This is a genomic window from Devosia sp., assembly GCF_040509215.1.
In the GTDB taxonomy this organism is placed as follows: domain Bacteria; phylum Pseudomonadota; class Alphaproteobacteria; order Rhizobiales; family Devosiaceae; genus Devosia.
On record NZ_JBEVLL010000353.1, the window covers coordinates 1 to 12,497 of the forward strand.

The 12,497-nt window shown below is 62.1% G+C and carries 12 protein-coding genes and 1 tRNA gene; 7 read left to right on the plus strand and 6 right to left on the minus strand.

Annotation, left to right across the window (positions count from 1 at the left end):
* Positions 1–204 precede the first annotated feature (204 nt).
* Both clpA and clpS read right to left on the minus strand, forming a co-directional pair.
* Complete coding sequence (gene clpA, locus ABW043_RS19920; RefSeq protein ID WP_353922942.1) at positions 205–2,550, minus strand: ATP-dependent Clp protease ATP-binding subunit ClpA; 2,346 nt, start codon at positions 2,548–2,550, stop codon at positions 205–207.
* Between the two features lie 9 nt (positions 2,551–2,559).
* A complete protein-coding gene (clpS, locus tag ABW043_RS19925; RefSeq protein WP_353922943.1) occupies positions 2,560–2,979 on the minus strand; it encodes an ATP-dependent Clp protease adapter ClpS in 420 nt (139 codons plus the stop codon).
* 329 nt (positions 2,980–3,308) lie between these two features.
* Here clpS and ABW043_RS19930 point away from each other — a divergent pair, with 329 nt between their 5' ends.
* The 3 genes from ABW043_RS19930 to ABW043_RS19940 all read left to right on the plus strand — a co-directional run bounded on the left by ABW043_RS19930 (position 3,309) and on the right by ABW043_RS19940 (position 5,868).
* Complete coding sequence (locus ABW043_RS19930) at positions 3,309–4,901, plus strand: serine hydrolase (RefSeq protein ID WP_353922944.1); 1,593 nt, start codon at positions 3,309–3,311, stop codon at positions 4,899–4,901.
* Between the two features lie 83 nt (positions 4,902–4,984).
* Positions 4,985–5,257, plus strand: coding sequence for a hypothetical protein (locus tag ABW043_RS19935; RefSeq protein WP_353922945.1), 273 nt, complete (start codon positions 4,985–4,987; stop codon positions 5,255–5,257).
* A 14-nt stretch (positions 5,258–5,271) separates the two neighbouring features.
* Positions 5,272–5,868 (plus strand): alpha/beta fold hydrolase, encoded by a 597-nt coding sequence (locus ABW043_RS19940; protein WP_353922946.1) that lies wholly within the window; start codon positions 5,272–5,274, stop codon positions 5,866–5,868.
* Between the two features lie 31 nt (positions 5,869–5,899).
* Here ABW043_RS19940 and ABW043_RS19945 read toward each other — a convergent pair whose 3' ends face one another.
* Positions 5,900–7,261: an MATE family efflux transporter gene (locus ABW043_RS19945; protein WP_353922947.1), complete on the minus strand. Its 1,362-nt coding sequence runs from the start codon at positions 7,259–7,261 to the stop codon at positions 5,900–5,902.
* 281 nt (positions 7,262–7,542) lie between these two features.
* Between ABW043_RS19945 and ABW043_RS19950 the strand changes: the two genes are divergently transcribed.
* From ABW043_RS19950 to ABW043_RS19965, 4 genes are all read left to right on the plus strand, one after another.
* A complete protein-coding gene (locus tag ABW043_RS19950) occupies positions 7,543–8,271 on the plus strand; it encodes an AzlC family ABC transporter permease (RefSeq protein ID WP_353922948.1) in 729 nt (242 codons plus the stop codon).
* On the plus strand, positions 8,255–8,563 hold the full coding sequence (locus tag ABW043_RS19955; RefSeq protein WP_353922949.1) for an AzlD domain-containing protein: 309 nt from the start codon (positions 8,255–8,257) through the stop codon (positions 8,561–8,563). The genes ABW043_RS19950 and ABW043_RS19955 overlap by 17 nt, the downstream gene beginning before the upstream one ends.
* 53 nt (positions 8,564–8,616) lie before the next feature.
* A tRNA-Leu gene (locus ABW043_RS19960) sits at positions 8,617–8,700 on the plus strand.
* Positions 8,701–8,846: 146 nt separating this feature from the next.
* Positions 8,847–10,757 (plus strand): CASTOR/POLLUX-related putative ion channel, encoded by a 1,911-nt coding sequence (locus ABW043_RS19965; RefSeq protein ID WP_353922950.1) that lies wholly within the window; start codon positions 8,847–8,849, stop codon positions 10,755–10,757.
* A gap of 22 nt (positions 10,758–10,779) precedes the next feature.
* On the opposite strand, the gene ABW043_RS19970 is transcribed toward ABW043_RS19965, so the two are convergent.
* The 3 genes from ABW043_RS19970 to ABW043_RS19980 form a co-directional block, all read right to left on the minus strand.
* Positions 10,780–11,754, minus strand: a complete 975-nt coding sequence (locus ABW043_RS19970; protein ID WP_353922951.1) for a DUF4344 domain-containing metallopeptidase — start codon at positions 11,752–11,754, stop codon at positions 10,780–10,782.
* A 155-nt stretch (positions 11,755–11,909) separates the two neighbouring features.
* A complete protein-coding gene (locus ABW043_RS19975; protein WP_353922952.1) occupies positions 11,910–12,188 on the minus strand; it encodes a hypothetical protein in 279 nt (92 codons plus the stop codon).
* Positions 12,189–12,247: 59 nt separating this feature from the next.
* A partial coding sequence (locus ABW043_RS19980; protein WP_353922953.1) for a hypothetical protein occupies positions 12,248–12,497 on the minus strand: 250 nt, incomplete at its 5' end.

A 12,497-nucleotide genomic window follows, 5' to 3' on the forward strand; every position in this document is an offset into this window, starting at 1 on the left:
GACCGCGTCCGGCAGGAAGACGTCGGGGCCGGCGAGGTAGATTTTCATGTTTCTCTCCGTCATTGCGAGGAGCGAAGCGACGCGGCAATCCAGAGCCACAAGCTCGGCGAGAACTGGATTGCTTCGTCGCAAGGGCTCCTCGCAATGACGGGAGAAGCAGTGTGCGATTTAATGAAAAGGCCGGGATCGCTCCCGGCCTTTTGTTTAGCTGTTCTTGTCGGCCGTGGCCTTGGGCTTCTTGGGCTTCGGGAGGGCCTTGGGCTTGGCGGGACGCGGGGGAACCGCGACCAGTTCGAGCTTGGCTTCCGAGCCTTCGCCGACCACGGCAACGGTGACATTGCCGCCGTTGACGAGTTCGCCGAAGAGGACCTGATCGGCAAGCGGCTTCTTGACGTATTCCTGGATGACGCGACCGAGGGGACGCGCACCCATGCGTTCGTCATAGCCGTGCTCGGCCAGCCAATCGGCAGCTTCCGGGGTCAGATTGATCGTGACGCCGCGTTCGGCCAACTGGCCTTCGAGCTGCAGCACGAACTTTTCGACCACGCGACGAACCACTTCACGCGGGAGAGGCGCGAAGGAGATGATGGCGTCGAGACGGTTGCGGAACTCGGGCGAGAAGGTGCGGTTGATCGCCTCTTCGTCGTCCCCCTGCTCGCGCTTGCGGCCGAAGCCGATGGGCGAGCGGGCGAGTTCGGATGCACCCACGTTGGACGTCATAATCAGGATCACATTACGGAAGTCGACTGCCTTGCCGTTGTGGTCCGTGAGCTTGCCGTGGTCCATGACCTGCAACAGGATGTTGTAGAGGTCCGGATGGGCCTTTTCGATTTCGTCGAGAAGCACGACGCAATGCGGGTGCTGGTCGACGCCGTCGGTGAGAAGGCCTCCCTGGTCGAAGCCGACATAGCCTGGAGGCGCACCGATCAGACGGCTGATCGTGTGACGTTCCATATATTCGGACATGTCGAAGCGCAGCAGTTCGACGCCGAGAGTATCGGCCAACTGCTTGGCAACTTCGGTCTTACCCACGCCGGTCGGGCCGGTGAAGAGGTAAGAGCCGATGGGCTTTTCCGGTTCGCGCAGGCCCGCACGGGCAAGCTTGATGGCCGAGGAAAGCGCCGTGATTGCCTGATCCTGACCGAAGACGACCGTCTTGAGGCTCTGTTCGAGGCTCGAGAGCAGTTCGGCATCGGACTTCGACACCGACTTGGGCGGGATGCGGGCGATCGTTGCGATGGTGGTTTCGATGTCTTCGACGTCGATGATCTTCTTGCGCTGGTCTTCCGGCAAGAGCATCTGGGCGGCGCCGGTTTCGTCGATCACGTCGATGGCCTTGTCGGGCAGCTTGCGATCGTTGATGTAGCGCGCGCTCAGTTCCACGGCAGCCTTGAGGGCTTCATCCGTGTACTTGATCTTGTGGAATTCCTCGAAGTAAGGGCGCAGGCCCTTCACGATCTCGATGGCATCCGGAACGGTCGGCTCGTTGACGTCGATCTTCTGGAAACGACGGACGAGGGCACGGTCCTTTTCGAAGAACTGGCGATATTCCTTGTAGGTGGTCGAGCCGATGCAACGGATCGCGCCTGACGCCAGAGCGGGCTTCAGGAGATTCGAGGCATCGAGCGCGCCGCCGGAAGTGGCGCCAGCACCGATCATGGTGTGGATTTCGTCGATGAAGAGCACCGCATTGGGCATCTTCTCGAGTTCTTTCATGACCGACTTCAGGCGCTCTTCGAAATCGCCGCGATAGCGGGTGCCGGCGAGCAGCGAGCCCATATCGAGCGAATAGATGACGGCTTCCTTGAGCACTTCAGGCACGTCGCCTTCGATGATCTTGCGAGCCAGGCCTTCGGCGATGGCGGTCTTGCCGACGCCAGCGTCGCCGACATAGAGCGGGTTGTTCTTGGAACGGCGGCAGAGCACCTGGATGGTACGACGCAGTTCGCTATCACGACCGATCAGCGGATCGATCTTGCCGGCGCGGGCCTTCTCGTTGAGGTTGACGCAGAAATCGGCCAAAGCCGAAGTCTTCTTGCCTTCGGCAGCGCCACCCTCGGTATTGGCTTCACCCTCTTCCGAGCCACGGACCTTGCGGTCTTCGGCTGGGCCGGACTTGGTGATGCCATGAGAGATGAAGTTGACGGCGTCGAGTCGGCTCATATCCTGCTGTTCGAGGAAATAAGCGGCATGGCTCTCGCGCTCGGCGAAAATCGCGACGAGCACGTTGGCGCCGGTCACTTCCTCGCGGCCGGATGATTGAACGTGGATAACGGCGCGCTGGATGACGCGCTGGAACGCGGCGGTTGGGCGCGCATCCTGGCCGTTCTGGACGACGAGGCTGTCCAGTTCCTCATTGATGAAGTCTTCAAGATCGCTCTTGAGCGCGTCGACATCGACATCGCAGCCATTGAGCACGGCGATCGTTTCGCGGTCGTCGGTCAGGGCCAGCAAGAGGTGCTCAAGCGTTGCGAACTCATGGTTCCGCTCGCGCGCCAGGTTCATCGCCTGATGCAGAGCCTTTTCGAGTCCGCGAGAGAATGAGGGCATATGATGTTCCTATTGCTTTTCCATCACGCATTGCAGCGGATGCTGGTTCTTGCGTGCCGTATCCATAACGCGGGTCACCTTGGTCTCGGCGACCTCGTAAGGATATACGCCGCACTCACCGACCCCCTTCTGGTGAACATGCAGCATGATCTGCATGGCGTCTTCACGTGATTTGTTGAAGACGTCCTGCAAGACCAGAACGACGAATTCCATCGGCGTGTAGTCGTCGTTGAGCAGCATAACCCGATAAAGGTTCGGCCGCTTGGTCTTGGGACGCGTCTTGGTGACGGTCCCGGTCTCGAAGCTGTTTCCGTCATCTCCCTTGCGACCGCCATCATCATCCTTCGGCCCGGCCACAAGCTTTCCGAGGGGCTTCTCGAAGCCTTTGGCGGGACGGGCAGACAGAGAGTGGGTGGTGGTTCGTGTCATATTCTTAGCGGAATTTCTGGGAGGAACCGAAGCAGCTCTTCGGAACCATTATGTAGGCAAAAAGGGGCCCGTGTTAAGGGGCACATGATCCCGAAAAGTTGAGCGCCTGTATCCGAGCTTCGTCAACAGCTTGCCGCAAGGCCAAACGACAAGGCCTGAAGTGACCGGATTGCGACTCTGAGACAGAAATCGATGGCATTTTACGGAATGGTAACGGGGTGGGCCTATTCTGCATCAATGGCATGGATCGGGCGGGGGCCTCGATCTGCGGGCCTTGTTTCAGTTGCGTACGGGCAGTTTAGCCCGATGAGTAAAGTTGGAGTTTCGGGTTGACCTTCCAGGCCATGACCCCTTGGCGCGCTTCCTTTGTCCGCGCCATCGCCGCGATTGCCCTTGTGCTGGGCCTTTCCCTGCACCTGGCCGCCCCGGCGCACGCCATCGAAAATCTCAGGAAATATGCCGGCATCGTGGTCGACGCCAAGTCGGGCGAGGTCCTCTATGAGGAAGCTGGCGATTCCAAACGTTATCCGGCGTCCGTCGCCAAGGTGATGACGCTCTATGTGCTGTTCCAGGAACTGCAGGCGGGCAATCTCAGCCTTTCGACCAAGATGACGGTCTCCAAGCACGCGGCCTCGGCCGTGCCGACCAAGCTCGGCCTTCGTGCTGGTTCGACCATTGCAGTTGAAGATGCGATCAAATCGCTGGTGACACTGTCGGCCAATGATATGGCCCGCGTGATCGCCGAACATATTTCTGGCACCGAAAGCAAATTTGCCGAGCGCATGACGGCTACGGCCCGCGCCATGGGCATGCGCAACACCACCTATCGCAACGCTTCGGGCCTTCCCGATGGCGGCCAGGTGACGACTGTACGCGACCAGGCGATCCTCGGCATCGCGATCTACCAGCACTTTCCGCAGTATTACGAATTCTTCCAGACCACGGCCTTCCGCTACAACGGCAAGACCTATGGCAACCACAACCGCGTGCTCGGCTATATGGGCGCCGTGGATGGCATCAAGACCGGCTACATCAATGCTGCCGGTTCCAACCTCCTTACCGCTGCCCGCAAGGACAACCGCCATATCGTGATCGTCGCCTTCGGCTTCAATTCGGCCGGTGCGCGTGACGAAAAGGTGCGCCAGCTCGTCGCCAACTACCTGCCCAAGGGTCGCCGTGGCGACTATCTGCAGACCGCCATGGTTCCCCAGCCGGGTCGCCAGGGCAATTCGAACGTGCAGGTTGCCGTGGCTCAGCCGACGCAGCCGGTCTTCGTAATGCCGATGCCCCTGCCCGGCTTCCGCCTTGCCGAACTCGCGGCAGCGCAGAGTGGCATAGCGCAGCCGCAGGTGGTCATGGCTTCGGCCGCTCCGGTTCCGGCCGCAGCACCCGCCGATATCGGTCTTCAGCCGGCAGTGCAGGCCGCCGCGGTGCTCGCTGCACCGACGCAGGCTCCTACTCCGGCCTATCCGAGCCAGGACATTATCGGCGCCTGGCTCAGCGATACCTACAATCTTGGTGCGCCGCCGGCAGCGCTCGGTTCGACCCGCGCTTCCGCTCCGCTTGAGCCGCCTGGCAATGTAGGCGCCGGCGCAGCCCCGGTTCCTGCCGCTCCGACGGCCGAGCAGCCGATCGACTTGATGACCAGCGGCACCGTCGATACGGCAGGTCTCTCCGCAGGCGCATGGATCGTGCAGATCGGCGCCGGTCCTTCGGAAGACAGCGCCCGCTCCATGCTTTCAGATGCTGCCGGCAAGGTTGGTGGCCTCGGTGACTTCCGCTCCTATGTCGAGCGCTTCGAAAAGAACGGCCAGGTTTTCTATCGTGCTCGCTTCGTCGGTTTTGGTGACAGGGATGGCGCGACGGCCATGTGCAACCGTCTCAAGGACGCCAACATGGCGTGTCTGGCGATGCAGGGCTGACGCCCTGAGAAAGTCGAAGCGACGGGCCGTTCGCCTGCCGCCTCTTGTGTAAGCAGTTTGGTGCCTGTGTTTGGAGTAGCCCAATGAGCGAACGCAATTCCCTGGTGGAACTGGCCAATTTTATCGGCCGCTCCCCACTCGCCTCGCCTGACATGACCGCGCGCAACAAGGCGCTTTCGGGCATGACGGAACGCCTTCTGCCGAAGCAGCGGCGCTCGGTGGGCGACCTGATGAATGTGGTTCTGACGCTTTCGGCGCGTACGCGCCGCATGGTGCAGGAACCGGTCAATATCGACCTCGACGTGTTCGCCCCCGGTGGCAAGCGCGCTCTGGTCATGCGCTTGGGCGACAAGTAGGGCTCAGCCCTACGATGACGGCCAAGACCCTCTTTCTACCCGGCGCGGGAGGCAGTGCCTCATTCTGGCGTCCGGTGGCGGATCGCCTGAGAATCGAGGGCCAGTTCTTTTCCTGGCCCGGCCTTGGAAACGAACCGCCCGATCCGGCGGTAACCAGCCTCGATGATCTCGTGGCGATGGTGATCGAGCAAATAGACGGCCCGGTCAATCTGGTCGCCCAATCGATGGGTGGCGTCGTGGCGATACGGGCGGCACTCGCCAAGCCGCAATTCATTCAGAAACTGGTGCTGGCCGTCACTTCGGGCGGATTGCCGCTTGCCGACCTTGGGGCCGCGGACTGGCGCGAAGACTATTACCGGTCGTTTCCGAGTGCAGCTCGGTGGATAAGCACGCCGGGTACAGACCTTTCCGAAGCAATCAAGACGATAGAGGCGCCGGCGCTGTTGCTGTGGGGCGATGGCGATCCCATCAGCCCTGTTGCGGTTGGCGAGCGCCTCGGGCGATTGCTCCGGCAGTCGGAGCTGCATGTGATTGCAGGGGCGGGACACGATCTGGCGCAGACGCATGTGCCGGTGGTGGCGCCGCTGATAGGCGCACACCTCGTCAGTTAGGAAGGGCGCCGAAGCGCCCTCCCCGTGCGCTTTAGACAAGCGCGACGATCTTCTTTTTCTTCCAGACGAACTGATACCAGGCGGCCTGCAGGAACATCATGCAGGTGAAGCTGGCCGCATAGGCGACCCAGATGCCGGTGAGGCCGAGGCTTGTCTGGCTGAGCCAGATGGCGCCGGGCAGTTCGATGAGAAGGATACAGGCCAGCGACAGGATCATGGGCGCATAAACGGTGCCGCTGGCGCGCATGATGCCGGAGAACACCACGCTCCAGCCGAAGCAGAGGAGGCTCCACAGCACGACGTGCAGCAGCGTCTCGGTGAGTTCGATGACGGATGGATCGGTGATGAACAGGGCGACGACGTGCTGGCTGAAGAGGTAGGCCAGAACGATCAGGCCCCCGGTGATGATCAGATTGAGCGTCAATGCGGTGCGGGTTATGGCGCCGAGCTGTTCGGACTTGCGCGCCCCGATTGCCTGGGCGGCAAAGATAGAGGCGGCGATGCCGATCGACATGGCCGGGAACTGTACATAGCTCATCACCTGCCCCAGCGCCCCATAGGCGGCCGTCGCGTCGGAGCCGAAGCGATTGACGAGGCCAACCACGACGATGCCGGCAATGGACGAAATGACCATCTGCAGACCGGCCGGTACGCCGAGCTTGAGGATAAGCCCAAGGAGCTTGAAATCAGGCTTGATCATGGCGCCGAGCAGAACCCCGTCGGGCGCAAGCGGCATGTTGCGCACGCGCATATAGACGAAGAGGAAGATCAGCACCGTGAGGAAGCCGGAGATCATAGCGATGCCGGCGGCATTGACGCCCAATTGCGGCAGGCCGAACCAGCCCTGAATGAGGGCCGGGGTGACGAGCAGGCTCACGACCATCGACAGGATCAGCGAAACAAGCGGGGTGATCGTATCGCCCACGCCGCGCAGGACGGAGGTGACGACGAGGAACATGAAGAAGGCAGGCATGCCGATGAGCACGATACGGGCATAGCCGACCGACATGCCCAAGATATTCTCGGGCGCGCCTAGAACCGTCAGGATCTGCTCGGTCCAGATGCCGCCGACGATGGAGACGAAGAGGCCGAGCACGATCGTGGTGGCAAGCGTGGTGCCGGCGACCTGCTTGACCTTATCGATATTCCTGGCGCCCCAGGCCTGGCCGATGAGGATGGTGGAGCCGGCGGAAAGGCCGATGATGAAGCTCATCAAGAAGAACATGATCGGGAAGAAGGTGGCGGTGGCCGCCAGCGCTTCGACGCCGATCATCTGCCCGACATAGATGGAATTGACCGTTCCCGAGAGGGCCTGAAGAATGTTCGAGGCCATGAGGGGAAGCAGAAAGAAGGCGAACCGCTGCCAGAGGGGGCGGGTGGAATGGGGGTCCATGAGAACGCTCCAGGAGAACACGTCATTTGGCTGTCGTCACGGCGGCGGCCCCGAACCGGCGGAACTGAACAAATCAGGTGGCCGGAGGGACCAATTCACACCCCGAAGACGAGGTGCCGGCTGGACGGGCGCTGGAGGCTTGGCAATGACACGAAGGTTGTCTACGCCGCTGCGGGAAGAGCGTCAACGCCGCGATACGGGCCCTGCGATCAAAGATGGCGATGGGAGTCATCAGGACTTGTCATCGCTGGTTTGGCGGGGCTCCGTGCTAGAAACGGGACATGACAGATATCGCCGCCAGCCCCGATTCCAGGATGGACCAGTTTCTGGCAGGTGCCCGCGCCTGCATGCCCGTTGCCATTTCGGTGGCGGCCTATGGATTGGTCTGGGGTGTGCTGGCGCGCGGCGCCGGGCTGAGCCTCTTCGAAGTCATCATGATGAGCGCACTGGTTTTTGCCGGCTCTGCGCAGTTCGTGGCGCTCGATCTGTGGACCACTACGCCGGCCACATTGCCGATTGGGGCGCTGGTGTTGGCGGCACTGATCGTGAACCTGCGCTACCTGCTGCTCACCGCGACGCTGCGACCGCTCTACCCGGCCAAGGGCCGTCTGAGAGGCGCGTTCAGCATGTATTTGGTGACCGACGAGAACTGGGCGATGACAGTCGCTGCCATGGCGCGGGGACAGGGCTCGGTCGCTTTTCTGATGGGCGGCGGTGCACTCGCCTGGATTGCCTGGATGTGCACCAACCTGATCGGCTATGGGCTGGGCTCAGCTATCGACGATCCCTCGCGCTGGGGGCTCGATTTCGCCTTTACGGCTACGTTCCTGGCGCTGCTGCTGGGCATGTGGAAGGGACGCGGCGATCTGGTGCCGTGGCTCGTGGCGGCACTGGCGGCCATTGTCACGTCGCACCTCGTCGAGGGTAGCTGGCACATTCTGGTCGGTGGCGTGGTCGGCAGCCTTGTCGGCGCTTTCCTGGAGACGCGGAAAAATGCTCACCAGTCCTGAGGCCGTAGCGGCGATTCTGGGCATGGCCATCGTGACCATGGCCATCAAGGCCAGCGGCTTCCTGCTGGCAGACCGCCTGCCCCGCGATGGATTTGCCGCCGCTTGGCTGCGGCACATTCCGGGCGCCGTGCTGGCTGCGCTGGTCGCGCCGGCCATCGTGACCGGAGGCATCGCCGAGGCGATTGCTGCGGCGGCAACAGCACTGGTCTTCATCCTCTCGAAAAATCTCTTTGCGGCCATGGCGACGGGTGTTGCCACGGTTTACGTGGTGCGTTTGCTGGTCGCTGGATAAACGCGCCCAGGCAGTTGCCAGCCGCACCGCTCTAGGCTAGGAACCGTGCCCGTGCCCCTCTGGCGGAATGGTAGACGCAGAGGACTCAAAATCCTCCGCCGCGAGGCGTGCCGGTTCGAGTCCGGCGGGGGGCACCACTCACTCCTACATTGCTGCTAGTGCTGCGCTTTCGGTTGGTGGACCGCGGCGTTCACTTTCTTTTAAGGCGCCCGTTGGCCGGTTGCGGCACTTGCGCTAACAGACACTCTGCGTGGCCGCGCCTGGCCCGGAGATTCCCCCTGACATGACTACCCCCAAGCGGCGTTCGGTTCGTGCGCGCCTGAGTTACGAGTTCGACAAGTCCATGTCGGCCGGACCCGTGGCCCTGATCGGTTGGCTGGCGCTGTTGTCGCTGGTGGTCATCATCGTGGCTTCGATCGTGCTGGTGCTGTTCCAACTGGCGCCCGAAGGCGGGCAGCCGGTGGACTTTTTCGAGGCCGCCTGGGAATCGCTGATGCGGTCGATGGATGCCGGCACGGTCGCCGGCGACACGGGCTGGACATTCCGGGCCGTAGGACTGCTTGTCACCATCGCCGGCATTTTCATCTTTTCGACGCTGATCGGCGTGTTGTCGTCCGGCATCGAGGGCAAGCTCGACGAGTTGCGCAAGGGACGCAGCCAGGTGCTCGAGAAGGACCACACGATCATTCTCAACTGGAGCCCGTCTATCTTCGACGTGATCGCCGAACTCGTGGTGGCCAATCGCAGCCGCAAGCGGCCGCGCATTGTGATCATGGCCAATCGCGACAAGGTGGAGATGGAGGACGAGATATCGGCCAAGGTCGCCGATCTCGGCAATACCCGGATCATCTGCCGCAGTGGCGACCCGACCGACCTTTACGATCTGTCGCTGGTGACGCCGCAATCGGCGCGGTCGATCGTCATCCTGTCGCCCGAGGGCGAGGACGGCAGCATGGACGACGCCGATAGCAGCGTGATCAAGACCATCCTGGCGCTGGTGCACGATCCGCGCCGGCGGGCAGAGCCCTATCGGATTGCCGCGGAGATTCGCGATACGGCGAATGTCGAGGTGGCGCGTGTGGTGGGTGGTCGCGAGGCGCAGCTGGTGCTGGCGGACGAGTTGATCGGCCGCATCGTGGTGCATTCGAGCCGTCAGGCGGGCCTTTCGGCGGTTTATTCCGAACTGCTCGATTTCGAGGGGTGCGAGATCTATACGGTCGAGCAGCAGGGATTGGTCGGCAAGACCTTTGGCGAAAGCCTGATGGCTTATGACGCTTCGACCCTGATCGGTATTGTGGCGGCCGATGGCTCGGTGGAGCTCAACCCGGATATGTCGCGCCGTTTCGTGGCGGGTGACCGCGCCGTGATCATCGCGGAAGATGATGCGGCGATCCAGATCAAGGCGCCGGGCGCCCTGCCCGACCAATCGCAGATGCGCCCCTCTAGCCGCGCCGCGGCGCAGCCGGAACGCGTGCTGCTCTTGGGCTGGAACAGGCGGGCGCCGATCATCGCCTATGAGCTCAGCCGCTATGTCGAACCGGGCTCGGTGCTGACCATTGCCGCGGATACACCGACGCTGGAAGACGATGTGGCGGCGCTTTCCGTCGCCAATACCAACCTGCAGATCTTTTTCGGGCGCACCGATATCACCAGCCGCAAGGCGCTGGAGGGGCTCGATATCCGCAGCTACGACCATGTGCTGGTCTTGGGCTATTCGGACCTCCTGGCGCCGCAGCCGACCGACACACGGACGCTGGTGACCTTGCTACATTTGCGCAAGATCGCCGAGACGACGGGGCGCCGCGTGAAGGTTGTTTCGGAAATGGTGGATGTGCGCAATCGCGAGCTGGCGGAAGTGACGCGGGCCGACGATTTCGTCGTGTCCAACAAACTCGTCAGTCTGATGCTGGCGCAGGCTTCGGAAAATGATGCGCTGACGGCGATCTTCGACGACCTTTTGGACGAAGAAGGATCGGAACTCTATATGCGCCCGGCCAGCGACTATGTGGCCCTGGGCGTGCCGGTCAATTTCTACACGGTGACCGAGACGGCCCGCCTCCGGGGCGAGGTGGCCATTGGCTATCACCGGCCGAGGCCGGATGCTGCGGCCAATGGCATTCTGATCAACCCGGCAAAATCGGCTGCCGAAGTCTATTCGACTGAGGATCGGCTGATCATCCTGGCGCGCGACTGACGCGCCAGGATCGGACCAAGCCCTAGTCGGCCTGCACGGTCATGAAAGTGTCGACGATGTAGTCCCAGCTCGCGTTGTAGCGGGCGAATTCCTGCTGGCAGCGCAAGGCGCGGGATGAGGGCAGGATGTTGAGGTCGTCGGTCTTTGCGAGCCAGTCCATGACCTTGGCCTGATCGAAGTCGGCAGGGTTCTTTTCGACGGTGTCGAAGACCATCACCATGCCAGGGGTCAGGATGGGCGCGTAGGTCTCCATATCGGAGCCAATGATCAGGCACATCACGTCGTAGTAGCGCTGCTGGCCAAGGCTGTGTTCATTCGAAAAAATCGCGCGGGTGAGATCCTCCGGGGCGCCGGCGAGCTGCTTGAAGAAGTAAGCGCCGAGAAGCGCGAAACGCGAGGGGCGTTCTTCGAAGGTGTCGCCTTCTTCATCCGCCCCGATCAGGGTGAGCGCGGCGAACTGGTCGACGGCGTCTTCCTCGCGGCCGGTGATCGGGAGATCGTAGAGCGCGGTGAGGCCGTGCCCGAGTTCATGCAGCAGGACGAACAGCGTCGTGCCGCTCAACACGGTGCTCTGATCGGCCCAGCGGAAAAGGCTGCCCTCGGGACCTTCGAGGTGCTGATAGGTGTCGTTGTAGAGGACGATCAGCTCGTAGCAGAAGGTGATGCTCTGTTCGCTGGGCGACCAGAAGGCATTGGGATAGCCGCAATCGGCGAATGTCACCGGCACATCGACCGGCAGAGCGATCTGGTCGGCGAGGTCATCGAGAACGTCGGCGAAGATGCCTTCCTTCTCGAATTTCGACCGGATGAGACCAGCTTCGCGAATGCTGCTCGGCTCAAAGCTGAGAACGAAACGACGCTCGCCCAGAACCGCGCCAGCGGCGGCCCCCGGCGTCAGCGCTTCGGTTTCAACCTCCTCGATAAGGTTGAAATCTTCAGCAATGACTGGTGTTGCGGCCAGACCGGCCAGCAAGCTCAAAAACGCCAATGAACGCACAATACGCCCCCTCTTCCTAAATATACGGCGGCACCATAGGGGCGAGCCGAGGGAAGGAAAGGGAAAGTCCCGTTCACCGTGAAGGGAGTCTTTATGAGGCGGGACAACGGGTTAGATTGCCCGATGGCAAGCTGACCTGCGCGCAGGAATTGCCCCTAGAAAACCGGCGTGACGGGTTTGGGGAAGTTGAGAGAGTCGAAGCGGCGCTGGATCTGAATGTCGTCGATCTTGCGCTCGATCGTGTTGATCTCGACCTTGTACTGGTACTGCTCGCTCTTTTGCGACAGCTCCTGCTGCAGGCAGACCAGTCTTTGCTGGTTGGCCTCGATGGCGGCTGCGGTGTCGCCGGCCACGGGGGCCGGGCACGCGGCCAGCGCCGGCGCAATGGCGCAGGCAGTGATCAGGACGGCGAGGGTCAGGCGTTTCGTGGTCATATCATCAAGATGGGCGTTTGCTGCGCAGTGTGCAAATCACGACCGAGGGACTGACCGTTCTAGTTGCCTGACAGACTTTGGGCTGCGTCCAGGCTCGGGTCGAGGAACTGGCCGTTGCCGCTGGGCTGGGTGACGACGGCGCCGCCATATTGCTGCTGCATCTGCATCTGGCGCTGCGCGGCATCGTAGCCCTGCACGTCGACGCCGATGACGGAGGTCATGAGGTTGGGGCCGGTGCCGGGCTTGAAGGCTTCCTGGATGCCGGATTCGCCTTCGAAGGCCTGCACGCCGGAGCTGGGATTGATCCAG

Bases quoted from the DNA above. Each gene is read 5' to 3' on its own strand.
- clpA (WP_353922942.1), bottom strand. From the start codon at position 2,550: ATGCCCTCATTCTCTCGCGGACTCGAAAAGGCTCTGCATCAGGCGATG.
- clpS (WP_353922943.1), bottom strand. From the start codon at position 2,979: ATGACACGAACCACCACCCACTCTCTGTCTGCCCGTCCCGCCAAAGGC.
- ABW043_RS19935 (WP_353922945.1), top strand. From the start codon at position 4,985: ATGAGCGAACGCAATTCCCTGGTGGAACTGGCCAATTTTATCGGCCGC.
- ABW043_RS19940 (WP_353922946.1), top strand. From the start codon at position 5,272: ATGACGGCCAAGACCCTCTTTCTACCCGGCGCGGGAGGCAGTGCCTCA.
- ABW043_RS19945 (WP_353922947.1), bottom strand. From the start codon at position 7,261: ATGGACCCCCATTCCACCCGCCCCCTCTGGCAGCGGTTCGCCTTCTTT.
- ABW043_RS19950 (WP_353922948.1), top strand. From the start codon at position 7,543: ATGACAGATATCGCCGCCAGCCCCGATTCCAGGATGGACCAGTTTCTG.
- ABW043_RS19955 (WP_353922949.1), top strand. From the start codon at position 8,255: ATGCTCACCAGTCCTGAGGCCGTAGCGGCGATTCTGGGCATGGCCATC.
- ABW043_RS19965 (WP_353922950.1), top strand. From the start codon at position 8,847: ATGACTACCCCCAAGCGGCGTTCGGTTCGTGCGCGCCTGAGTTACGAG.
- ABW043_RS19975 (WP_353922952.1), bottom strand. From the start codon at position 12,188: ATGACCACGAAACGCCTGACCCTCGCCGTCCTGATCACTGCCTGCGCC.